Origin of the sequence: Amycolatopsis sp. lyj-90, from assembly GCF_046549035.1 — a bacterium.
In the GTDB taxonomy this organism is placed as follows: Bacteria; Actinomycetota; Actinomycetes; order Mycobacteriales; family Pseudonocardiaceae; genus Amycolatopsis.
Genome location: NZ_JAJPWP010000002.1, coordinates 914,763 through 935,041, shown reverse-complemented (window position 1 = coordinate 935,041; position 20,279 = coordinate 914,763). Strand labels below are relative to the sequence as shown.

General features: G+C 68.9%; 23 protein-coding genes and 1 pseudogene. 11 read left to right on the top strand and 13 right to left on the bottom strand.

Annotated features, from left to right (window positions below; genetic code table 11):
• Nucleotides 1-13 precede the first annotated feature (13 nt).
• Entirely contained in the window at nucleotides 14-988 is a 975-nt protein-coding gene (add, locus tag ACLJPX_RS10225) for an adenosine deaminase (RefSeq protein WP_410599856.1), read from the bottom strand.
• A 162-nt stretch (nucleotides 989-1,150) separates the two neighbouring features.
• Here add and ACLJPX_RS10220 point away from each other — a divergent pair, with 162 nt between their 5' ends.
• On the top strand, nucleotides 1,151-1,369 hold the full coding sequence (locus ACLJPX_RS10220) for an antitoxin (protein WP_101609351.1): 219 nt from the start codon (nucleotides 1,151-1,153) through the stop codon (nucleotides 1,367-1,369).
• Here ACLJPX_RS10220 and recQ read toward each other — a convergent pair.
• Genes recQ through ACLJPX_RS10205 form a run of 3 tightly spaced genes read right to left on the bottom strand, consistent with a single transcriptional unit; the run spans nucleotide 1,366 to nucleotide 4,444 of the window.
• Nucleotides 1,366-3,201, bottom strand: a complete 1,836-nt coding sequence (recQ, locus tag ACLJPX_RS10215) for a DNA helicase RecQ (protein ID WP_410599855.1) — start codon at nucleotides 3,199-3,201, stop codon at nucleotides 1,366-1,368. The two genes, ACLJPX_RS10220 and recQ, sit on opposite strands and share 4 nt — an antisense overlap.
• A gap of 48 nt (nucleotides 3,202-3,249) precedes the next feature.
• Nucleotides 3,250-4,086 carry an SMI1/KNR4 family protein gene (locus ACLJPX_RS10210; RefSeq protein WP_410599854.1) on the bottom strand — a complete coding sequence of 279 codons (837 nt, stop codon included), beginning with the start codon at nucleotides 4,084-4,086 and terminating at the stop codon, nucleotides 3,250-3,252.
• 10 nt (nucleotides 4,087-4,096) lie between these two features.
• Nucleotides 4,097-4,444 carry an ArsR/SmtB family transcription factor gene (locus ACLJPX_RS10205; RefSeq protein WP_101609348.1) on the bottom strand — a complete coding sequence of 116 codons (348 nt, stop codon included), beginning with the start codon at nucleotides 4,442-4,444 and terminating at the stop codon, nucleotides 4,097-4,099.
• Nucleotides 4,445-4,543: 99 nt separating this feature from the next.
• Between ACLJPX_RS10205 and ACLJPX_RS10200 the strand changes: the two genes are divergently transcribed.
• The gene (locus ACLJPX_RS10200) at nucleotides 4,544-5,056 is read left to right on the top strand and encodes a mycothiol transferase (protein WP_410599853.1); all 513 of its coding nucleotides are present in this window, start codon (nucleotides 4,544-4,546) and stop codon (nucleotides 5,054-5,056) included.
• A gap of 57 nt (nucleotides 5,057-5,113) precedes the next feature.
• Nucleotides 5,114-5,677, top strand: coding sequence for a hypothetical protein (locus tag ACLJPX_RS10195; protein WP_233223665.1), 564 nt, complete (start codon nucleotides 5,114-5,116; stop codon nucleotides 5,675-5,677).
• Here ACLJPX_RS10195 and ACLJPX_RS10190 read toward each other — a convergent pair.
• Nucleotides 5,674-6,543: a hypothetical protein gene (locus ACLJPX_RS10190; RefSeq protein WP_410599852.1), complete on the bottom strand. Its 870-nt coding sequence runs from the start codon at nucleotides 6,541-6,543 to the stop codon at nucleotides 5,674-5,676. The two genes, ACLJPX_RS10195 and ACLJPX_RS10190, sit on opposite strands and share 4 nt — an antisense overlap.
• A gap of 250 nt (nucleotides 6,544-6,793) precedes the next feature.
• On the opposite strand from ACLJPX_RS10190, the gene ACLJPX_RS10185 reads away from it, so the two are divergent.
• The gene (locus ACLJPX_RS10185; protein WP_410599851.1) at nucleotides 6,794-7,744 is read left to right on the top strand and encodes a hypothetical protein; all 951 of its coding nucleotides are present in this window, start codon (nucleotides 6,794-6,796) and stop codon (nucleotides 7,742-7,744) included.
• Here ACLJPX_RS10185 and ACLJPX_RS10180 read toward each other — a convergent pair.
• The 4 genes from ACLJPX_RS10180 to ACLJPX_RS10165 form a co-directional block, all read right to left on the bottom strand.
• Nucleotides 7,734-8,360: a TetR/AcrR family transcriptional regulator gene (locus tag ACLJPX_RS10180; protein WP_101609344.1), complete on the bottom strand. Its 627-nt coding sequence runs from the start codon at nucleotides 8,358-8,360 to the stop codon at nucleotides 7,734-7,736. The genes ACLJPX_RS10185 and ACLJPX_RS10180 overlap by 11 nt on opposite strands.
• Nucleotides 8,361-8,528: 168 nt before the next feature.
• On the bottom strand, nucleotides 8,529-9,557 hold the full coding sequence (locus ACLJPX_RS10175) for a polyprenyl synthetase family protein (protein ID WP_410599850.1): 1,029 nt from the start codon (nucleotides 9,555-9,557) through the stop codon (nucleotides 8,529-8,531).
• A gap of 84 nt (nucleotides 9,558-9,641) precedes the next feature.
• Nucleotides 9,642-10,085 (bottom strand): single-stranded DNA-binding protein, encoded by a 444-nt coding sequence (locus ACLJPX_RS10170; RefSeq protein ID WP_101609343.1) that lies wholly within the window; start codon nucleotides 10,083-10,085, stop codon nucleotides 9,642-9,644.
• 156 nt (nucleotides 10,086-10,241) lie between these two features.
• Nucleotides 10,242-11,669, bottom strand: a complete 1,428-nt coding sequence (locus ACLJPX_RS10165) for a PLP-dependent aminotransferase family protein (RefSeq protein WP_410599849.1) — start codon at nucleotides 11,667-11,669, stop codon at nucleotides 10,242-10,244.
• A gap of 80 nt (nucleotides 11,670-11,749) precedes the next feature.
• On the opposite strand from ACLJPX_RS10165, the gene ACLJPX_RS10160 reads away from it, so the two are divergent.
• On the top strand, nucleotides 11,750-13,018 hold the full coding sequence (locus ACLJPX_RS10160; RefSeq protein ID WP_410599848.1) for an MFS transporter: 1,269 nt from the start codon (nucleotides 11,750-11,752) through the stop codon (nucleotides 13,016-13,018).
• Here ACLJPX_RS10160 and ACLJPX_RS10155 read toward each other — a convergent pair.
• Nucleotides 12,923-13,330: a hypothetical protein gene (locus tag ACLJPX_RS10155; protein ID WP_410599847.1), complete on the bottom strand. Its 408-nt coding sequence runs from the start codon at nucleotides 13,328-13,330 to the stop codon at nucleotides 12,923-12,925. The genes ACLJPX_RS10160 and ACLJPX_RS10155 overlap by 96 nt on opposite strands.
• 41 nt (nucleotides 13,331-13,371) lie before the next feature.
• Nucleotides 13,372-13,758 (bottom strand): NUDIX hydrolase, encoded by a 387-nt coding sequence (locus ACLJPX_RS10150; protein ID WP_410599846.1) that lies wholly within the window; start codon nucleotides 13,756-13,758, stop codon nucleotides 13,372-13,374.
• A gap of 78 nt (nucleotides 13,759-13,836) precedes the next feature.
• Between ACLJPX_RS10150 and ACLJPX_RS10145 the strand changes: the two genes are divergently transcribed.
• Nucleotides 13,837-14,994: an epoxide hydrolase family protein gene (locus ACLJPX_RS10145; protein WP_410599845.1), complete on the top strand. Its 1,158-nt coding sequence runs from the start codon at nucleotides 13,837-13,839 to the stop codon at nucleotides 14,992-14,994.
• Here ACLJPX_RS10145 and ACLJPX_RS10140 read toward each other — a convergent pair.
• Together ACLJPX_RS10140 and ACLJPX_RS10135 are read right to left on the bottom strand one after the other, a co-directional pair.
• Nucleotides 14,987-16,033, bottom strand: a complete 1,047-nt coding sequence (locus tag ACLJPX_RS10140; RefSeq protein WP_410599844.1) for a winged helix DNA-binding domain-containing protein — start codon at nucleotides 16,031-16,033, stop codon at nucleotides 14,987-14,989. The genes ACLJPX_RS10145 and ACLJPX_RS10140 overlap by 8 nt on opposite strands.
• Complete coding sequence (locus tag ACLJPX_RS10135) at nucleotides 16,030-17,016, bottom strand: cation diffusion facilitator family transporter (RefSeq protein WP_410599843.1); 987 nt, start codon at nucleotides 17,014-17,016, stop codon at nucleotides 16,030-16,032. Before ACLJPX_RS10135 ends, ACLJPX_RS10140 begins: the two co-directional genes overlap by 4 nt.
• Nucleotides 17,017-17,092: 76 nt before the next feature.
• On the opposite strand from ACLJPX_RS10135, the gene ACLJPX_RS10130 reads away from it, so the two are divergent.
• The 5 genes and pseudogenes from ACLJPX_RS10130 (at nucleotide 17,093) to ACLJPX_RS10110 (ending at nucleotide 20,152) form a co-directional block, all read left to right on the top strand.
• Nucleotides 17,093-17,464: an ArsR/SmtB family transcription factor gene (locus ACLJPX_RS10130; protein ID WP_007030039.1), complete on the top strand. Its 372-nt coding sequence runs from the start codon at nucleotides 17,093-17,095 to the stop codon at nucleotides 17,462-17,464.
• 19 nt (nucleotides 17,465-17,483) lie between these two features.
• Complete coding sequence (locus ACLJPX_RS10125; RefSeq protein WP_410599842.1) at nucleotides 17,484-17,855, top strand: DUF6153 family protein; 372 nt, start codon at nucleotides 17,484-17,486, stop codon at nucleotides 17,853-17,855.
• A gap of 48 nt (nucleotides 17,856-17,903) precedes the next feature.
• Nucleotides 17,904-18,491, top strand: a pseudogene (locus tag ACLJPX_RS10120) (DUF305 domain-containing protein).
• A 190-nt stretch (nucleotides 18,492-18,681) separates the two neighbouring features.
• Entirely contained in the window at nucleotides 18,682-18,879 is a 198-nt protein-coding gene (locus ACLJPX_RS10115; RefSeq protein WP_410599841.1) for a hypothetical protein, read from the top strand.
• Nucleotides 18,880-18,961: 82 nt separating this feature from the next.
• Nucleotides 18,962-20,152 carry a DUF222 domain-containing protein gene (locus ACLJPX_RS10110; RefSeq protein WP_410600039.1) on the top strand — a complete coding sequence of 397 codons (1,191 nt, stop codon included), beginning with the start codon at nucleotides 18,962-18,964 and terminating at the stop codon, nucleotides 20,150-20,152.
• The last annotated feature ends 127 nt before the right edge of the window (nucleotides 20,153-20,279 follow it).

The following is a 20,279-nucleotide window of genomic DNA, read 5'->3' as shown; positions in this document are numbered from 1 at the left end:
CACCCCTCCCGCGTCAGCGGAGCCAGGCGTCGATCTCCTGGTGCATCGCGCGTTTGAGTTCCGCGGTCGCGAAGGACGCGTCGACGGAGGCCCTGGCGAGACCGGCGAGCGCGAGGTCGTCGTAGGCGAACGCCTCCCGCGTACGCAGGAACTCGTCGGTGAGCGTGGTCCTGGTGACCGAGGGGACGTCGGTGCTGAGAGTGACCACGAGACCGGCGTCGACCAGCCGGGGGAGCGGGTGCTCCTCGAACGACGGCACGAGCCCGAGCGTCACGTTCGACGACGGGCAGACCTCCAGCGCGATGCCGCGTTCCCGCACTTCGGCGACCAGCGCGACGTCCTCCAGGATCCGGATGCCGTGGCCGATCCGCTCGCTGTGCCCGAGTTCGAGCGCCTCGCGGATGCTGGCCGGTCCGGCGTCCTCCCCGGCGTGGTGGATCAGGCGCAGCCCGGCCTCGGCTGCCTCGTCACAGATTCCCGCGAAGGGCGCGAGCGGGTACTTCTCCTCCCCGGCGAGGCCGATCGCGAACACCCCGTCCGGGGCGTACCGGCGGGCGAGGTCGAGGGTGAGCCGGGCGCGTTCGACGGACCGGCGGCGGGAGTGGTCCAGGAGTACCCGCCAGTGGAGCCCGTGTTCGGCGGCACCGGCCGAGAGTCCTTTGAGGACGGACACCAGCGGCATGTCCGGCTCGCCGAGCCGTTCGCCGTGCGCCGCCGCGGTGAAGGTGACCTCGGCGTAGCGGACGCCGTCCGCGACCTGGTCCTCGCAGAATTCGCGCGCCACCCGTTCGAAGTCCTCCGGCCGCCGCAGGCAGGACCGCAGCAGCCCGTTGTAGTCGCCGAACGCGCGGAACCCATCGAAAACGGGTTGTTCGGCGGGTACGGCGATGCCGTTCGCCTCGCCGAGGTCACGGAGCGTGTCCGGCCGGATGGTGCTTTCGAGGTGAACGTGCAGATGCGCCTTGGGCAGCCGCGAAAGATCCCGCATGAGCCCGAACTTAGCGGGCGCCGCCGGGCCGCGCTCGTGGTTTTCCACCACGCTGAGCAGCGCGGGTATCCGAAATGAGTGATTTGGCGCGCTACGGGGAACCCCGTGACCACCACCGGTCGTTGAGCAGGACACAGACGACCCCGAGGAAAGGGACCCATCGTGGCTCTACTGCGGAAGTTGACCGCCCTGGCCGGCACCGCCGGGGCCGTGCGCGCCTACGTGCGGAAAAATCCCGAGAAGGTCTCCAAGGTCGTGAACAAGGCGGCGACCTTCGTCGACGGCAAGACCAAGGGCAAGTACCACAACCAGATCGACGGTGCGGTGCGCAAGGTCGACGGGATGACCGGACGGCCGCCCCGCCGGCCCTACGACCACTAGCTCTCCGCTGAAAGCGTCTCGAGGATCTGCTCGCCGTACTTCGCGAGCTTGTTCTCACCGACGCCGCTGACCGTCCCGAGTTCTTGCAGCGTGGCGGGCCGTTTGGTGGCGATCTGGCGCAGGGTCGCGTCGTGGAAGATCACGTACGCGGGAACACCCTGCTCCTTCGCCGCCGCGGCTCGCCACGAACGCAGCAGCTCGAACACCGGCGCCGCCTCGGCGGGCATGTCGGCGGCCGCCGCCTTCTTCGCACTGGACCGGGCCGCCGCCTTCGCCGCGCGCTCCGGCTCCCGCCGCAGCTGGACCTTCCGCTGCCCGTTCAGCACCTCGGAGCTGCCCTCGGTCAGCACGAGCGAGCCGTAGTCGCCTTCGACGGCCGCGAGCCCTTGCGCCAGCAGCTGCCGGACCACGGCCCGCCACTCGGGCTCCTTCAATTCCGTGCCGATCCCGAAGACCTTCAGGGAATCGTGCCGGTGCTGGGTCACCTTCGGCGTCGACTTGCCGAGCAGGATGTCGATGATCTGCCCCGCGCCGAACTTCTGCCGCCGTTCGTTCTGCAGCCGGACGATGGTGGAGAGGAGCTTCTGCGCCGGGATCGTGCCGTCCCAGGTCTCCGGCGGTGCCAGGCAGGTGTCACAGTTGCCGCACGGCTCACTCTTCTGCCCGAAGTAGCTCAAGACCTGCACACGACGGCATTCGACCGTCTCGCACAGCGCCAGCATCGCGTTGAGATGGGCGCTCTGCGACCGTTTGTGCGCCTCGGATCCCTCCGACATGTCGATCATCTTGCGCTGCTGGACGACGTCCTGGAGCCCGTACGCCAGCCACGCCGTCGACGGCAGCCCGTCACGGCCCGCGCGGCCTGTCTCCTGGTAGTAGCCCTCGACGGACTTCGGCAGGTCCAGATGCGCGACGAAGCGCACGTCCGGCTTGTCGATGCCCATGCCGAACGCGATCGTCGCGACGACGGTCAGCCCGTCCTCGCGCAGGAAGCGCGACTGGTGCTTCGCGCGTGTCCGCGCGTCCAGCCCGGCGTGATAGGGCACCGCCGGGATCCCGTTCTCCACCAGGAAATCCGCGGTCTTCTCGACCGAGTTCCTGGACAGGCAGTAGACGATCCCCGCGTCACCCTTGTGCTCGGTGCGCAGCAGTTCGAGCAACTGGCGCTGCGGCGAGTTCTTGCCGATGATCCGGTACTGGATGTTCGGCCGGTCGAAGCTCGCGACGAAGTGCCGCGCGTCCTCGAGGTTGAGCCGGGACGCGATCTCGGCGTGCGTCGTCTTGGTGGCGGTGGCGGTGAGCGCGATTCTCGGCACGTCCGGCCAGCGCTCGTGCACCGCGGACAGCATCAGGTAGTCGGGCCGGAAGTCGTGGCCCCACTGGGAGACGCAGTGCGCCTCGTCGATCGCGAACAGCGAGATCTTGCCGCGGTCGAGCAGCCGCACGGTCGCTTCGACCGAAAGCCGTTCCGGCGCCAGATACAGCAGGTCCAGCTCACCGGAGAGGAACGCGGCCTCGACCCGGTTGCGCTCGGCGTAGTCCTGCGTCGAGTTGAGGAATCCCGCGCGCACGCCGAGGTTCCGCAGCGCGTCGACCTGGTCCTGCATCAGCGCGATCAGGGGTGAGATCACCACGCCGACACCCGGCCGTACCAGGGCGGGGATCTGGTAGCAGAGTGACTTCCCGCCGCCGGTGGGCATGAGAACGAGCGCGTCACCGCCTGCGATGACGTGTTCGACGATGGCGTGCTGGTCGCCGCGGAAGTCGTCGTAGCCGAAGACGCGGTTCAGCGTTTCGAGGGCTTCCGAGGTACCGATGTCGGGGGCTGCCACCCGGACGATTCTAGGGGCGGGGTCCGACAGTCGACGCGGCCGCGCACCTCAGCGGGGGAAGTCCCAGTCCAGCGCCCGGTTTTCGGTGACGACCGGCCGGTAGCCGCCCACGACCGTCCCGCCGGTTTCGAGTGCTGTCGCGGTCTGCTCCAGCAGTTCGGTCAGGGTGGCGGGCCACCGGTCGAAGTTCACCGATCCCTCGTGGTCCCATTCGCCGAGCCGGCCGGTGCCGGCGCGCTGGTCGAGGAACAGCCCGTCGCCGCCGCCGCTGACGGCGACGGGCACGAACCGCCCGTGCCACCAGTGGCCGACGCTCTCGTCCCCGGTCGACTGCAGCACCTCGCACATGACCTTCGCCTGGCCCGCGACGGTTTCCGTGGAAGCGGGGTAGTTGAACGGCGGAAGACTGAAACTTTCGCCGATGTCCGTGACGCCGTCGTGCCGCAGCAGCGAGGCGATGAGCTCGGCGGGGAGGGTGACGCCGACCCGCTTCTGCGTCTCCGCGATCCGCTCGATCGTCGCGGGCGGGCGGAGACTCGCCGCCGACGTCGGCGCCTTGGCCCTGAGCCACCGTTCGACACGGTCCCAGGCGGCATCCACCCGGCGGGTGACGGCTTCGGGGACCGGTTCGAGGGCCGGGCCCTGACCGGGACGGCAACCGCTGTCGACGGTCAACGTCGGCCGCGTCGTGGGCGGGGGCGCGGCGGTCGAATAGGACGGCATCGCCGGTGTCGGCGGTGTGATCCACGGGGGCGGCTCCGAGGAGAGCCACAGCGTCGTCGCCTTGCCATGCCCGCTCCGCGCCGTGACCGCGAAAACGAGACTCAGCACGATGACGATGCTCGCGACGGCGATCACCGCCGCGCGCCCCCGGCCCTTGCGCATGGGCGGCAGACTATCCGGTCTCTTCGGCGGCCTTGCGTCGTTCGCGGCGGCCGCGCGCGATCTCGGTGGCGAGCGCGTCGAGCGGACCGGTCCAGAATCGCCGGTACTGCTCCAGCCAGCCGTCGATCTCCTTGAGCGGGCCGGGATCCACCGAGTACAGCCGTCGCGCGCCCTCGGCGCGGACGGTGGTGAAGCCGTTCTCGCGCAGGACGCGCAGATGCTGGGAGACCGCGGGTTGCGAGATCCCGAATTCGGCGCGGACCACCGAGGTCACGTCGCCGGAACTCAGTTCCCCGCCCGCCAGCAGTTCCAGGATCCGGCGGCGCACCGGATCCCCCAGGACGTCGAACGCGTGCATCCGGCAACTATCACGGCCTGGGCTTATATAAGTCAAGGTTGCAAGGCCGGGGTCACCTCGCGGTGGCATCGTGGGCCCCAGACGCCGGAAGGGGAATCGATGAAACTGGCCGAAGTGGTGGCCGACGGATTCGGCCGTGTCCAGGAGGTCGTGCACGAGGCGGTCGAAGGCCTGGACGCCGGGCAGCTGGTCGCGAGCCCGGCGCCGGGCGCGAACACGATCGCCTGGCTGGTCTGGCATCTGGCCCGGGTGCAGGACGATCACATCGCCGGTCTGATGGGCACCGAGCAGCTCTGGACCTCGCAGGGCTGGCTGGACCGGTTCGCGCTGCCGTTCCCGGCGGCCGACATCGGGTACGGACATCGTCCCGAGGACGTCGAAGCGGTCCGGGTCGACTCCGCCGAACTGCTGACCGGGTACTACGACGCGGTGCACGAAGCGACGACGGCGTGGGTCGCCGGCCTCGGCGAGGCCGACCTCGACCGGATCGTCGACGACGCGTGGGATCCGCCCGTCACCCTCGGGGTTCGCCTGGTCAGCGTGCTTTCCGACGACCTCCAGCACGCCGGGCAGGCCGCTTACGTCCGGGGGCTCGTACTCCGCGATACGTAGGCGAGGTGCCGCTCCTCGACGGACGACGGGAGCGCCGCGCGCGGAAACACTGGTCGCATGAGTACTTCCACAGTGCGGCGACCGCCGACGACGCTCACCCCGCGGTGGCGGAAACTCGTCCTCGTCGTCCATGTCGTCTCGTCCCTCGGCTGGCTCGGGATCACCATGGTGAACACGGTGCTGACCTTCACCTCCGTGTTCACCGACGATCCCCGGCGCCAGCACGCGGCCATCCTGATGATGGACCAGGTCGGCGGCTATCTCCTGCTGCCGGTCAGCCTGACCGCCCTGGTCAGCGGGATCGTGCTCGGCGTCGGCACGAAATGGGGGCTGGTCCGGTACAAGTGGGTCGCGATCAAACTGGTGCTGACCCTGATCGCGGTCGGGCTGACGGTGTTCTCCCTGCTGCCGGGACTCCGGGAACTGGCGGCGGCCGCCGAGTCCACTATGGACGGTGCGTTCGTCGACCTGGGCCGTCGCGTGGACGGGTTCTATCCGATCATCGTGTCCACGACGATGTACCTGACCATGACAGTCCTGTCGGTGTACAAGCCGGGCGGGAAGACGGCTTACGGACGCCGGGTGACCGCCACGCGGGTCCGCGAACGCCAGCCTGCTTAGAACTGTTCGAGGGCCTCGTCGATCCGCGCCGCTTCGCCGCGCAGATCGTCCAGGGTGGTCTGGGCGGCGGCGGTGTCACCGTTCGCCGCCTCTTCCTCGAGTTCGGCGTCGGCGAGCCGCTGCCGGAGATCGTTCGCCTTCTCCGTGACCTTCCCGGCCCGGCGTTCGGCGCGGGCGAGGTCGATTTCGGCCTGCTTGCAGGCTTTCGCGAGATCGGCCGCCTCGCGCCGGAGCCGGTTGAACTCCGCCACCCGCTTCTGCTCGCGTTCGGCCTCCTCGCGAGCCTTGGTGGTGCGCTCTTGCTCGGCCTTCTCGGCGGCCTTCCGTTTCGCCTTCCGCCGATCGTCCAAATGCGACACGGTGGCGGGCTTTTCCCGCTCCGGCGCGGGTTCTCGCCTCGGTTGCGGGGTGAACCCACTGGTCAGCCATTGGTCGCCGGCACTGTCCGCGCCACTGCTCAACCGCCCGGCCAGCGCGAGCGCGGCCACCTCGGGATCCGCGACGACGGCTTCGAGGGTCGCTTCGACTTCACGGGCGACGGGCTCGCTCATCGCCCGTTCGCCTCGCAGGATCCGGTTCACCAGATCCTGACGCTGCCGGGTGAGCTTGCGCAGGTCCGAGCCCGCCAGCGCCGAATGCGCGCGCCGCAGATCCTCGCCGAGACGGGCCAGCTCCTCCAGTTCGGGGGAACCGGCCCGGCGGTTGAGGATGGTGGCCGCGAGCGTGGGCTTCCGGAGCGCGCGGATACGTTCGGCCAAGGCGGCGTCGCCCGCGACCTTGGCCTCCTTCGCCCGCTGATTGCGCACCGACACGAAAACGGCCGGATCGCCCGCGTAGAGCTCGTCCGCGACCTCGTCGAACTCCATCGTCCTCCGCTGGGTCCGTAGCCGAAAACCTCGTCCGACGAGGATCCCACGAAACTTCGGCGCTCTCATCTTTTCGAGGTTGTTTGTCATGATCCGATGGAACGACGCCGCACGAGCGGAGCCGCCCGCACTCCGGATTACCCGGAGCCGATCGGACCAAGGGTGGATCGGCACTTTGGAGGTGGCGCACCCCCTTCCGCGGAACAACGATGAGCACGAGTCCTGGGGGAGTCCTTCGCTGGAGGTACGAATGTCGATCACCGAACGCGTCCCCGTTTCCCCGCGATCGACCTTTCTCGGTTCCGGACCGTATCCGGAACACCGGTGGCGTGTGGTCTGCTGGTCCGTCCTCGCCGGTTTCGCGCTGACGGTGATCTGGTCGGCACCCTTTGTGGACAGTGTGATCGGCGACAGCGTGGCCAACACCCTCCTGGGGCACAACGCCAAGGAGACCCCGATCGGCGGTGTGCTCGCCGGGACGTTCTTCGCGTTCGTTTCGGGGCTCGCCGGGACGTTCACCGCGTGCAACATCGCCGCGTTCGGTGCGGTCGCCCCGCTTGTCGGCGGAGAGACCTCCGGGCGGCCGAAGTTCGTCGACACCCTGAAGCCGCTGGCCTGGATCGCGGCGGGCATGCTGACCGTTTCCGTGGTGTACGGCGTCATCGTCGCCCTCGTCGGCACCCGGATGCCGCAGTTCTCCACCGCTTCGTCGCCGGGCGGGCTCACGCCGCGGAACATCCAGTCGATGATCGTCTACGGCGTGATCGGGATCGTGTTCATCGTGCTGGGCCTGGCTTCCGTCGGCATCGTCCGCAACCCGATCGCCGGCCTCACCCGCCGGTTCCCGCCGGCGCCGCTCGTCCTGATGGGCGCGCTCATCGGCGGATTCCTCATCGGCAGGCCGTTCCCGCTGTTCCGGATGATGTTCCGCAGCGCGGCCGAGAGCCACAACGTCTTCTACGGCGCCGCCGCGTTCGCCCTCCAGTCGGTCGGCAACATCCTGGTGATGGCGCTGTTGTTCCTGCTGCTCACGCACGGCACGGGCGGGCGGCTGCAGCGGTGGATGCTCGCGAAGCCCGCGAGGATCGCCGTGGTGACCGGTGCCGCACTGCTGGTCGCGGGCACGTTCACGCTGCTGTACTGGGACCTGCGGGTACTGGGCCGGACCGGCGTCATCTGGTACCCGACGATCACGTGGTGAAAAGGCGCGCCAGTACCTGCTCCACCGAATCCTGAAGGCACCTCGCCGCGTCCTCCCGGCCGGCGAGGTGTTTCAGCAGGCCTTGCTGGAACAGGCCGTCGAAGAGCGCGTACGTCGTCGACGGCGTGAGATCCAGCGGCTTGTCCAGTAGCTCCGCGTACCGGGCGACGATCCGCCAGATCATCAGTTCGAGTGTCTCGTCGATGGCGAGCACGTCGGCCCGGAACACCTTCTCGAACAGGCTTTGGTTGCGCAGGTCGTACCAGAGCCGATGCAGCCTGGCGTCTTCGCGCAGGGTGGACGCCGACGCGGCGCCGAAGGCCTGTTTCAGTTCTTCGGCCGTTTCCGCGGTCTCGACTATCCGGTCGTACCGGGTGACGCATTCGGCCTTGTACTGTTTGACGCAGTAGGTGATCAGCTCGACCTTGTTCCGGAAGTAGTAGTGCAGGACCCCGTGGGAGAACTCGGAGTTCTGCGCGATCTCCCGGAGGCTCGTGCGCGCGTAGCCCAGCTCGGACAGCGTGACCAGCGCCGACATCGCCAGCTGCGCGCGCCGTTGATCGAATCTGTCCACCTGGCGGGTGTGGTCACCGCTGCGGTCCGCCACGTCGGTCACAGTTCCCGGTTCCCGTCGTCTCGGGTGCCCGCCGGCCACGAGCACATCGTCGGATTCTAGCCCCGGAAAGGGTTTTCTTGCGTCCGACAGAATTTATTCGAGCCACACGGTGATGAAACGGTCGCCGGTCATCCCGCCACCTTGACCCCGGTCACAGCCGTCGTGGGCCTATTCGCCGCGGTCGACCACGAACGCCGAAAGACCGATCAGCAGTGCTCGGGCCGGACGGTCGGGGAGGCTGAGCGCGAGATCCCGGGCCTTGGCGGCGTAGCCGTGAGCTTCCGCCAGGGCGCGATCGACACCGGCGGAGCCGCGCAGGAGCCCGAGCGCCTCGTCCCGGAGCGCGGGGTCGGGAACCGGCCCGTGCCCGATGATCTCCCGCAAACGCACGGCGCCGGGACCCTCGTCGTCGAGCGCGTGGAGCATCGGCAGGGTGACGATGCCTTCGCGGAGGTCGGTGCCCGCCGACTTGCCGAGGTCGGTGGTGGACGCGGAGATGTCGAGGACGTCGTCGGAGATCTGGAACGCGACGCCGATCAGTTCGCCGTACTGGCCCAACGTTTCGATGATCCGCTCATCGGCGCCCGCCACCTGGCCGCCGAGCCGTCCCGCCATCGCGATCAGCGACGCGGACTTGTCGGCCATCACCTGGATGTGGTGTTCGTAGGGCGCGTGACGGCCGCAGTCCTCGAACGGCCCGGTCGTTTCGAGGAACTGGCCCCGGACGAGCCTGCCGAACGTCTTCGCCTGCGACCGCAACGCGTAGTCGCCGAGCCCGGCACCGACCCGCGCCGCGCAAGCGAGCACGTAGTCTCCGATCAAGACGGCCTTCTTGTTGCCCCACAAGGAATTCGCACTCGTCACCCCATGCCGCATCGGCGCCTCGTCCATGACGTCGTCGTGGTAGAGCGTCGCGACGTGGACGAGCTCGACGAGCACCGCCGCCGAGATCGCCTCGTCCCGCCCGTCGCCGAACGACGCTCCGGCCAGCGCCATCAACGGCCGGAGCCGCTTCCCGCCCGCGCGGACGAGATGGGTGGCCGCTTCGGTGAGATACGGATAACCGGGGCTGCGCAACACCTCCTGAAGTCTGTCTTCGACCAGGGACAGGCCGGTGCGGAGCCCGGCTGAGAACGCCGAGTGCCGCTCGTCGGCCGGATCCAGCCCGAGTTCCGTGATGATCGTGGTCGTGTTCACGACCTCCAGCATCCGAGCCGAAGGCACGGGACCGCATGGCGCGGGCGGGGGAGACCGGTCCCTCCCGAGAGGGAAATCGCCGGTTCAGAAGGGCGGTTCCGGACTCCCGGCGGCCACCGGCGTCCGCTCCCACGCGCCGTCCGCCGGGGTGCCGCCCGAACTGCGACCCGCCTTGTTCACCTTCGCCGTGGCATAACGCAGTGACGGGCCGATCTCGTCGACGTCGAGTTCCACCACCGTCCGTTTCTCGCCTTCCTTCGTTTCGAACGATCGCTGTTTCAACCGGCCCTGCACGATCACCCTGGTGCCGCGGGTGAGTGACTCGGTCAGGTTCTCCGCGGCCTGTTTCCACAGTGAGCAGCGCAGGAACAGCGGGTCGCCGTCGCGCCATTCCCCGCTCTCGCGGTCCAGCACACGCGGCGTCGACGCGACCGTGAAGTTCGCGACCGCCGCTCCCGACGGGGTGAACCTCAGCTCCGGGTCGGTCGTCAGGTTTCCGACCACCGTGAGCACCGTTTCTCCGGCCATGGGACTTGCCTCCTCGCTTCCGCGCGCGGGCCCCGGCCGGGGCCCGCTGTCGCCTGGGAAGAGGAGACCACCGGGGTACGACAGTTTCGGGCGTCCCGTGGCGATCGGATGTCATGAAAGGGGCTTTCAAGACGAAAACTGTCTTGAAAGCCCCTTTCATGACATCCCGGCGGCCGGAAAGCACCCCCCGAGCCGGGAAAGCCCTTCGTCGATCCGATCGGAGCCGACCAGCCCGTAGCCGAGCACCAGTCCGCCGCGCGTTCCCCCGTACGTGGACAGGCTTTCGACGGCCACCCCGGCTCGCGCCGCTTCCGTGACGACACCGTCCACAGTGACCGTCGCATGTGGAGAGAGGAGAGCGCACAGGTGAAGTCCGGCGATCGAAGGAACGATCTCCAGCTCGTCCCGCAGTTCGTCGCGGACGAAGGCCAGGATCCGGTCCCGCCGCGCCGAGTACTCCCGGGTGGCCTTGCGTACGTGACGGGAGAGCAGGCCCTCGTCGATGAAACTCGCCAACGCCGACTGGGTGACGAGGTCACCGTGCCAGTCCATCAGCTGCTTCGCCTGCCGCAACGCCGGCCGCAGCGAAGCGGGGGCGACAAGGAAACCGAGACGCAGCAAGGGAAGCAAGGTCTTCGAGAACGACCCGACGTAGAGCACCCTGCCGTCGCGGTCCAGGCTTTGGAGCGGCTCGAGCGGCCGGTCCGAGAACCGGTACTCGCTGTCGTAGTCGTCCTCGACGATCACCGCGTCGTGGCGCTCCGCCCACGCCAGCAACGCAGTCCTCCTGGAGAGTGACATCGGCGTGCCGAGCGGGAACTGGTGCGAGGGCGTCGTGTAGATCAGCCGGATGCCCGGCGCGAGGGCGGTGACGTCGAGGCCTTCGGCGTCCACCGGCACCTTCACGACCCGGGCGCCGAGGGCGGCGAAGAGCCGTTCCGCAGGCGGATAGCCGGGGTCTTCGACGGCGACCCGCGTGCCGGGTTCGATCAGGACCCGGCCGATCAGGTCGAGGGCCTGTTGCGCCCCTTGGGTGACGAGGACGTCCTCCCCGCTCGCCCGCACCGACCGGGCGGCGCCGATGTGCCGGGCGATCGCCACCCGCAGGCCTTCGAGCCCGGCCGGGTCGGCGTAGCCCGAGGGCAGCAGCAACGAGGGCCGAAGCGCCTGGCTGACCAGCCGCCGCCAGGTGCTCAGCGGGAACAGGGCCGGGTCGGGGACGCCGACGCGGAAGTCGAAGGCGGCCACGGAGCGGTCGGCGCCGAGCGGGGCCGGAAGCGAACGCCAGTGCGCGGACGGCAGCACTCCGGCCCTCGACGGCGCGGCGCGATCCGCCCGGCCCACGGGATCGGCGCTGACGAACGTCCCGCGTCCGACATGGCCGCTCAGGAAGCCCTCAGCGGTGAGCCGTTCGTAGGCGACCGCGACGGTGTTGCGCGAGACGTCGAGTTCGCGGGCCAGCTCCCTGGTCGGCGGCAGGCGTTCTCCCGGGCGCAGGCGCCCGTCGAGGATGCCGTCGCGGAGCTGGCGGTAGATCCGCGCGGCCAGGTCGGTATGACCGTCGAGACTGATGTGGAACGGCACGCTCCGAGCCTATATTGGCCCAACCGGAATGCCGGAGATTGGAACTGGGATGTGGCCAATCCGGCGCTTAGCTTGGCTCCATGGAGTCCACGAAGAGACTGGCGCTGGCCCAGCTGATCAGCTCCGTCGGCGACGGCGCCTACTACGTCAGCTCGGCCCTGTACTTCACGCTGATCGTCGGGCTTTCGCCCGCGCAGGTGGGCCTCGGCCTCACCGTCGGCTGGGCGGTCGGCTCGGTGGCCGGGGTCGCGCTGGGGCATCTGGCCGACCGTCGCGGCCCGAAGGGAACAGCCGTCGTGCTGGGACTCGGCACGGCCGCGTCGGTCACAGCTTTCCTTTTCGTCAACTCGGTGGTCGCGTTCGTGATCGCGGCCTGCGTCTACGCCTGCTTCCAATGCGGTCTCGGCGCGGCGAGGCAGGCGCTGCTCGCCGGCCTGATCGACCCGGCCGGGCGCACGACGTTCCGCGCCCGGCTGCAGGCGATGTCCAACGCGGGGATCGCGCTCGGCGCGGCACTCGGCGGGATCGCGCTGGCGCTCGGGACGCGAGAGGCCTTCCTGACCGTCTTCGTCATCGACGCGCTGAGTTTCGTCACCGCGGCTTTGATGCTCCGCAAGCTGCCATCGGTGGCTCCGGCGCCGGTGCGGACCGGCGGGCCGTCCGTGGCCGTTCTCCGCGACCGCCCGTACGCGTTGCTGGCGCTGCTCAACATGATCATGTTGCTCTACATGCCGCTGTTCAGCCTGGTCCTGCCGCTGTGGATCTCGACAAGGACCGCGGCCCCCGGCTGGCTGGTTTCGGCGATGCTGGTGCTCAACACGGCGAGTGTCGTGGTCTTCCAGGTGCGGGTGGCGCGCGGCGTGACCGGCCTGCGCAGTGCCGCCCGGTACGCCCGGTACGCGGGTTCGCTGCTGTTCGTTTCCTGCCTGGTCTTCTCGTTCTCCGCGATGAGCGCCTCCGCCTGGACGGCGGCACTGGTCCTGCTCGCGGGCGCCGCCCTGCAGGTGGTGGGGGAAATGGCTCAGGCGGCGGGCTCGTGGGAGATCGGCTTCGGCCTGGCACCCGAGGGCAAGCAGGGCCAGTACCAAGGGCTCTTCGGTGCCGGGACGGCCATCGCCCGCATGCTCGGCCCGGTGCTGCTGACCAGCTTGATCCTGGTGGGCGGCGAGGCGGGCTGGGTGGTGCTGGGCGGCCTGTTCCTGCTGGCGGGCGTGCTCACCGCACCCGCGGTCCGCTGGGCGGAGCGGACCAGGTCACTGCGGCGTGAACTTGAGGACGGCGGTACGGTCGCCCACGCCGAGAAGCCTGATCGAAAGGTCGTTGTAGGTCAGCTCGCTGCCCGCCCATAGTTTGGCTTTGAAATCCTTGCCCGTCCCCGAGGCTTCGCATTTGCCTGCGCAGGATCCGCCCTGCCTCTTGCCGATGCCCCTGGCGAGCAGCATGACGGTTTCGGTGTCGACGGCCTGCACGATCACGGATTCGACGTTGGTCCGTTCGGGGAGCGCCACTTTCGCGCCCACCGGCGCGCTCACTTCGCAGAGACCGTCGGCGCAGGCGGCCAGATCGCCGCCGTCGGCCGGTTTCGGAAGCTCAGGCGAGTCCGGACCGCAGCCCGCCACGAGAGCGAGAACGGCGAGAGAGGCCAAGACGCGTCGGAGCATGCCTGGAGCGTAGAGAAGTCCATTCGGGACGGGTCCCGGAATCAGAGTGCTTCGCGGAAGTGATCGGCGAGATCGAGCCCCGCCGCCTCTTCCCTGGTGTACCAGGCGAACGCGTCGTGTTCCCCGGGATCGAGCACGACTTCGCGCGGTTCCTCTTCGGCGAGCGAGAACACCGTGGCGTGGATCCGCATCGGCCTGCCCTCGACGTCGTCCCAGCTGTGAGCGCCGTTTTCGCCGGTGACCCGCACGGTCAGCCCGGTCTCCTCGGCGAACTCCCGGACCACGGTCTCCGCCTGCCGCTCGCCCGGCTCGACGGTGCCGCCCGGCAGTTCCCAGTGACCGCCCAGGAAAGAGCCGGGCCGTCGCCGGATGAACAGGATCTTCCCGTCGCGGATGAGCCTGCCGTAGGCCAAGTACTTGTCCTTCACCCGCGCATCTTCCCGTATCCGTGAACCCTTTTCGATCGAGGACAGAAGCTGTCCGCAATGCTCTCTAGCGTAGGAGTCATGGAAAACACCGAGATCCGCCCGTTCCGCCTCGACGTCCCCCAGGAGCAGCTGGACGACCTGCGCGCGAAGCTCGACAGCACGCGCTGGCCGGCTCCGCTCCCCGGCGACGGCTGGGACACCGGGGTGCCGGTGTCCTGGTTGCGCGGACTCGCCGAGTACTGGCGCGACGGCTACGACTGGCGCGCCGCGGAACGCGAGATCAACCGGTTCCCGCAGTTCACGACAGAGATCGACGGGCAGAACATCCACTTCCTGCACGTCCGCTCGCCCGAAGCCGACGCGACACCGCTGATCCTCACGCACGGCTGGCCGGGGTCGGTGGTGGAATTCCTCGACGTCATCGGCCCGCTCACCGACCCGAAGGCGCACGGTGGCGAGAGCGGGGACGCGTTCCACCTCGTGATCCCGTCGCTGCCCGGCTTCGGTTTCTCGGGCCCCGTCTCGGATTCCGGCTGGACCATGCCGCGGATCGGCCGGGCCTGGGCCGAGCTGATGCGCAGGCTCGGCTACGAACGCTACGGCGTCCAGGGTGGCGACCTCGGCGCTTCCGTCTCGCCGGAGGTGGGCCGGGTGGCGCCGGACAAGGTGATCGGAGTGCACGTCAACGGCGGACTCAGCCCGATGCCCCCGATGTCGTTGCCGGAGGAGGAACTCGCCTCGCTCACCGACATCGAACGCGATCGCCTCGGGCGGATCGGCGCTTTTATGCAGGAGGAGTTCGGGTACATCTCGATCCAGTCGACGCGTCCGCAGACCTTGGGCTACGGGCTGATCGATTCCCCGGTCGCGCAGCTGGCCTGGATCATGGACAAGTTCCGCGAGTGGACCCATCCGCGCCCGACGCTGCCGGAGGAGATCATCGGCAGGGACCGGTTGCTGACCAACGTCATGTTCACCTGGCTCACCGGCACGGCCGCGTCGTCCGCGTACGTCGGGTACGCGCAGGCGGAAACCTGGGGAGCCGTCGAGAAGAACTCCGGGGTGCCGACGGCGGCGCTGATCTTCGCGCACGACGTCGGGATCCGGCGGTACTCGGAGGACGCGCACACGATCGTGCGGTGGACCGACGTCGATCGCGGCGGGCACTTCGCGGCGCTGGAGGAGCCCGAGATCCTGGTCGCGGACGTGCGGGAGTTCTTCCGGTCGCTCAAATGACGATTACGGCCGCTTCCCCGAGGAAGCGGCCGTAATCGTCCACTTCGGACTCCAACCCGGTGATGGCGGATCGCGAAAGCGCGGCGAAGGGTTCGATGACGACCTTCGTCTGCTTCGCGGTCCGTTTGGTGTGCCAGGTTCCGGCGATCCGGCCGTCGACGAGCACGGTGGGCGCGATCATCCCGCCGCCGGAGTTGACGCGCTTCGCTTCGGCCGGGTCGAGAAGCAGATCGCGGTCGCGGTAGCCCAGCAGATACGTGTCGAAGGCGCCGAGCAGGCGCGGGGGACACGGGGGAGCGGTCAGCTCGGTCTCCGCGAGGGCGAAGCCGCTCCCGGCGGGTACGAGATCCAGCGCGTCGAAAGCCTCGCGGCAGAGCCCGAGCGGGAACCCGGACCAGGCGCCGAAGTCCTCGGCCGTCGCGATGCCGTACGCGGTCAGGTACCGGCGGGCGAGTTCCGTCCGCGGTTCGTCCGGGGTGTCGTCCTCGGTGATCCACTCGTCGAGGAGTACGTACGTCGGTTCCGATCCGACGTCCTGGCCACGGCAGAGCAACCCGCGGTTGGCGGCGTACGCCAGGAGGTGGGCGGGCGCCTGGGATTTCGCGTCGAGTGCGATGCCGTCGGACGCCAGGCCGTCCAGGATCTCCCGGCGGGTGAGTGCCTTGCCCCGCAAGAGATCCTGGAGGCGTTCCAGTGCGCGCTCGCAGAGTTCGGCGGTGAGGCCCAGTTGCGTGCGGCGTCCCTGGCCCGACTGGGCGTTGCGCGGGCCGAACAGCCCGTTCAGCCAGCGGAGATCCGCCGCCCGGACCAGGTGGAGCGTCTTGCGCATCAGCCAGGTGCGCGCCACTTCGCGGGACGCGTCGACGTCCGGCGCGATCAGGCCCCGGCTGCGGGCCCGGACCGCGAGCCTGGCGGCGGGACTCGACTGCGCCTGGACGGCGGCGAGGGACCGGGCCACGGCGAGCAGGTCTTCAGCGGGGGAATCGAGCCGTTGCGCGCGGGCGCGGACGGCGCGGATGTCGTTGTCGGACAGCGTCACCCGCTGACGATCTCATGAGCGTGCGCCGGTTCCGTGTGCACGACCGCTTCCGCGAGCCGCGGCAGTACTTGGCGCAGTCGTCGCTCGACGAGATGGGCGAGGTGATGTGCCTCGGTGACGGTCAGTTCCGCCCCGACCGAAACCGCCAGTTCCGCGCGCAGGCTGTGGCCGATCCAGCGCATCCGCAGGTCGCGCGTGCCGAGTACGCCGGGTACCTCGGCGGCCGCGCGTTCGGCGCGATCGACGTCGGCGGGGTCGACGGCGTCCATCAGGCGGCGGAAGACCTCCTTGGCGGCGTCACGCAGGACGAACAGGATCGCGACCGTGATGGCGAGGCCGATGAGCGGGTCGGCCAGCGGGAACCCGAAGCCGACTCCGACGGCGCCGAGCACGACCGCGAGCGAGGTGAAACCGTCCGTCCGCGCGTGCAGACCGTCGGCGACCAGCGCGGCGGACCCGATCTCGCGGCCGACGGTGATCCGGTACCGGGCCACGAGTTCGTTGCCCGCGAAGCCGATGACCCCCGCCGCGGCGACCACCCACAGATGCCGGACCGGGCGCGGATCGAGCAGCCGCTCGATCGACTCGTACCCGGCGAGGACGGCCGAGGCGGCGATGAGCAGGACGACGAGTACACCGGCGAGGTCTTCGGCGCGTCCGAGCCCGTAGGTGTAGCGACGGGTGGCCGCGCGGCGGCCGAGCAGGAAGGCGATGCCGAGCGGGACCGCGGTCAGCGCGTCGGCGAAGTTGTGGATCGTGTCGCCGAGCAACGCCACCGAACCGGTGACCAGCACGAGCGCGAGCTGGGCGACGGCGGTGACGAACAGGGCGGCGAACGACCAGATCAGCGTCCGGACACCGCGCTTGCTGGTCTCCAGCGCGGTGTCGACGCGGTCGGCGCTGTCGTGGCTGTGCGGGGTCAGCAGATGGCGGAGACGGCTCTTTCCCGGCTTGTGGCCATGACTGTGTCCGTGCCCGGTCATTTCCCCGCCCTGTTGTCATGCTACCTGCGCAGTCATGCAGATACGCAGGTAGAAGGGTAGCGGGTATCCTCCGGGTATGCACGAGTCGGTCCCGGATTTCGAGATGCCCACCGAGGAGCAGGTCCACCTGGCCGCGGAGACGTTCCGGCTGCTCGCCGATCCGACTCGGATCAAGGTCCTCTGGGCGCTTCTGCAGGGCGAGTCCTCGGTCGCCTGCCTCGCGGAACTGGCGGGCGCGGCGCCGACGGCGGTCAGCCAGCATCTCGCGAAACTGCGGCTCGCCGGACTGGTCAAGGGGCGCCGCGAGGGGACGTTCGTCTACTACTCGGCGGCCAACGACCACGTCCGCGGGCTGCTCGCGCAGGCGTTGTTCCACGCCGACCACATCGACCGCGACATCCCCGCGCTGCATTCGGCGGGGAAACCCCACCGGCCGGCGGCGCGCTGAATCCGGCTACGGTGGGGTCGTGACCCAGTCCTCGTACCCGGCCGCCCTGCGGTGGCTGTTGTTGTGCGTGGTGGCGCTGGGACTGGTCGGCATGCATCACGTCATCGCCGAGACCGGTCACGGCGCGGGGCATTCCGCCGTCGCGATGGCGGATCCGTGTTGCGAGGACACGCCTTCGCACGACGACGGTGGACACAGTGGACTGCACCTGTGTCTCGCGGTGCTCGCCGCGGCCGTCCTGCTGATCGTCACCTGGCTGCTCGTCCGAAATGGACGGACCATGGCGACGTGGAGTTCGCGGCCGGGTGGCGGTGCGGCGCAGGGTCGTGATCCTCCGCGCTGGAGACCGGTTCCCCGGCGATTGTCCTTCCTCTGCGTGCTGCGGGTGTGACAGGCGAGCACGTCTCGCCCTGCCCGACACTTACTTGAGGAAGAAACCATGACCAGCAGGAAACTGGTCGGGGCGGCCCTCGCCGCCCTGGCCTCCTTCGTCGTGCTCACCGGATGCGCCAGCTCCGACACCGCCTCCAGCGGGCACGCCATGTCTACGATGAACGTGCCGAACCCCCAGTAGGCCGGGCACAACCAAGCCGACGTCACCTTCGCGCAAGGGATGATCCCGCACCACGAACAGGCGCTGGCGATGGCGAAACTCGTCGACGGACGTACTCGCAACGCGAAGGTCGTCGATCTCGCCGCGAGGATCCAGAAGGCGCAGGACCCGGAGATCCAGCAGCTGAACGGATTGCTGAAAGGCTGGGGAGTGACGCCGTCGGGCGGGCACTCCGGGCACGGCTCCGCGTCCGGCATGATGACCGACGACGATCTCGCGAAACTCGGCAAAGCCAAGGACGCCGCCTTCGACAAGCAATGGCTGGAGATGATGGTCAAGCATCACGAGGGTGCACTCGCGATGGCGAAGACCGCGCTGCAGCAGGGCAGCGACGCCGAGGTCAAAGCCTTGGCGCAGAAGGTGATCGACGGTCAGCAGGCCGAGATCACCGAGATGCGGGCACTGCTCGGCTGAGTAAGACGGTGGCGCGGGTCAGCCGGCCCGCGCCACCGCCGCCCGGAAGTGCGCGCACCGGGTGAAATCCTCGTTCCGCGCGGGCTTGAAGAGGCCGACGGATTCCGCCGTCGCTGTCGGGCGGACAAGGTTTTCCGCGAACTGGCGGAGCCGGAGCTCGCTCTCGCGGAGGCGCGGCGGGTTCTGGTTCGTGCTGGCCGGGCACGAATGGGAGGCGCTGGTGATCGATTCTGTGCATCCGGCGCTGACACGGGAGATCGTGCGTGCCCGTGCTTCGGCGATCACCGCGTCCCGGGCGGCGCCGCGGGTTTCGGAAGTTGCTCGCGGGGAGCAGTTTTCGGGTGAGGCTTCTGTTGCGGTGCCGCAGTTCTTGTCTTGGGTGGTTTGAGGATTTGTTGCTTGTGCTTCCGGTTTCCGAAAGTGTCGGTGGTCGGTTGTAGGTTCGTCGGGTGGCTACTACTGAAGCCTTTATGGCTCCCTTGAAGGAAATTCCTGATCCTCGCACGTTGGGTGACGAGGAGTGTGTCGCTCTGGCGCAGGCTGTGTCGGCTGATATCGCGCGGTTGGAGGCGGTGCGGTTTCGGGCGATCGCGCAGTTGTCGCGGCATCGGGATGGTGCGCGGAGTGTGGTGCAGGAGGTCGCTTTCGCATTGTCTGTTGTGGACGGTCATGCGGGTGCGATGGTCGCCGCGGCCGAAGCCTTGACCACTCGTCTGCCCCGGACTCTGGGGTTGATGGACCAAGGGAAGCTGGGCGGGTTCGGGGCGATGAAGGTCGCGGCGGCGACGGCGTGGCTATCGGACGAGAACGCGCTCGCCGCCGATGCGTTGTTGGAGGATCGGCTGCCGGGGAAGAATTCGGATCAGATTCGGAAGGCGGCGGGTCATGCGGCGATCACGGTGGATCGCGAGGGTGCTGCTCGGCGGGTGGAGCGGCACCGTGAGGGGCGTCGTCTCACCGTGAGGCAGGGTGAGACGGGGGTGGCATCGATCGAGGTCGAAGACGGCCCGGTGGAGAAGGTGACCGCCGCCTATGTGCGGATCGACCGGGAAGCACGGGCGTTGAAGACCGGCGACGAGACCCGCTCCCTCGACCAGCTCCGTGCCGACGTCGCACTCGATCTCCTGCTGGGTGGCCAGGGCGGCAAGGCCGAACGGGCGGAAGTGTTCTTGTACATGGATTTGTTCACGTATCTGGGAGTGAAGGATGATCCGGCCGAGCTGGCCGGGCACGGTCACATCCCAGCCACGCTGGCCCGAGAGATAGCGACCGGTGCGGGCACGGTGTTGCGCAGGATCATCACCGACCCGTTGTCCGGGCAAGTACTGGACCTGGGGCGGGATCGGTACCGGCCCACCGCGGGCCAGGGCGAGTTCGTTCGGGTGCGAGATCGGGAGTGCCGAAGACCGGGCTGTCACCGCCCGGCGCAAGCCTGCGAACTCGACCACTCGGTGCCCTGGGAATTCGGGGGCCACACCGATGCTGACGAGCTGATCGACCTCTGCCGCCGTGATCACCGGCTGAAGGATGAACCTGGATGGGTCTACCGTCTCGCGCCTGACGGCACCCTGACCATCACCACACCTACCGGGCAGTCCTACGACAGCGCGCCGCCGCCACTGCACGAACCCCGCCCAGCTGAGGAACCACCACCATTCTGAACCGTTGCCGCAAAACGGCTACGGCCTGGTCCTGGGCGGGCCTACCTGCGGGGCCACTTGGTGGTGACTGGCCTGTGAGCCCGCCGCTGTTCCGAGCCGTTGCCACTGAGCGGTTACGCCTGGGGTC

Coding starts and splice junctions, on each gene's coding strand:
- add (WP_410599856.1), bottom strand. CDS start 988: ATGCGGGATCTTTCGCGGCTGCCCAAGGCGCATCTGCACGTTCACCTC.
- ACLJPX_RS10210 (WP_410599854.1), bottom strand. CDS start 4,086: ATGCGCAAGGGCCGGGGGCGCGCGGCGGTGATCGCCGTCGCGAGCATC.
- ACLJPX_RS10205 (WP_101609348.1), bottom strand. CDS start 4,444: ATGCACGCGTTCGACGTCCTGGGGGATCCGGTGCGCCGCCGGATCCTG.
- ACLJPX_RS10200 (WP_410599853.1), top strand. CDS start 4,544: ATGAAACTGGCCGAAGTGGTGGCCGACGGATTCGGCCGTGTCCAGGAG.
- ACLJPX_RS10195 (WP_233223665.1), top strand. CDS start 5,114: ATGAGTACTTCCACAGTGCGGCGACCGCCGACGACGCTCACCCCGCGG.
- ACLJPX_RS10190 (WP_410599852.1), bottom strand. CDS start 6,543: ATGGAGTTCGACGAGGTCGCGGACGAGCTCTACGCGGGCGATCCGGCC.
- ACLJPX_RS10185 (WP_410599851.1), top strand. CDS start 6,794: ATGTCGATCACCGAACGCGTCCCCGTTTCCCCGCGATCGACCTTTCTC.
- ACLJPX_RS10170 (WP_101609343.1), bottom strand. CDS start 10,085: ATGGCCGGAGAAACGGTGCTCACGGTGGTCGGAAACCTGACGACCGAC.
- ACLJPX_RS10160 (WP_410599848.1), top strand. CDS start 11,750: ATGGAGTCCACGAAGAGACTGGCGCTGGCCCAGCTGATCAGCTCCGTC.
- ACLJPX_RS10155 (WP_410599847.1), bottom strand. CDS start 13,330: ATGCTCCGACGCGTCTTGGCCTCTCTCGCCGTTCTCGCTCTCGTGGCG.
- ACLJPX_RS10145 (WP_410599845.1), top strand. CDS start 13,837: ATGGAAAACACCGAGATCCGCCCGTTCCGCCTCGACGTCCCCCAGGAG.
- ACLJPX_RS10135 (WP_410599843.1), bottom strand. CDS start 17,016: ATGACCGGGCACGGACACAGTCATGGCCACAAGCCGGGAAAGAGCCGT.
- ACLJPX_RS10130 (WP_007030039.1), top strand. CDS start 17,093: ATGCACGAGTCGGTCCCGGATTTCGAGATGCCCACCGAGGAGCAGGTC.
- ACLJPX_RS10110 (WP_410600039.1), top strand. CDS start 18,962: ATGGCTCCCTTGAAGGAAATTCCTGATCCTCGCACGTTGGGTGACGAG.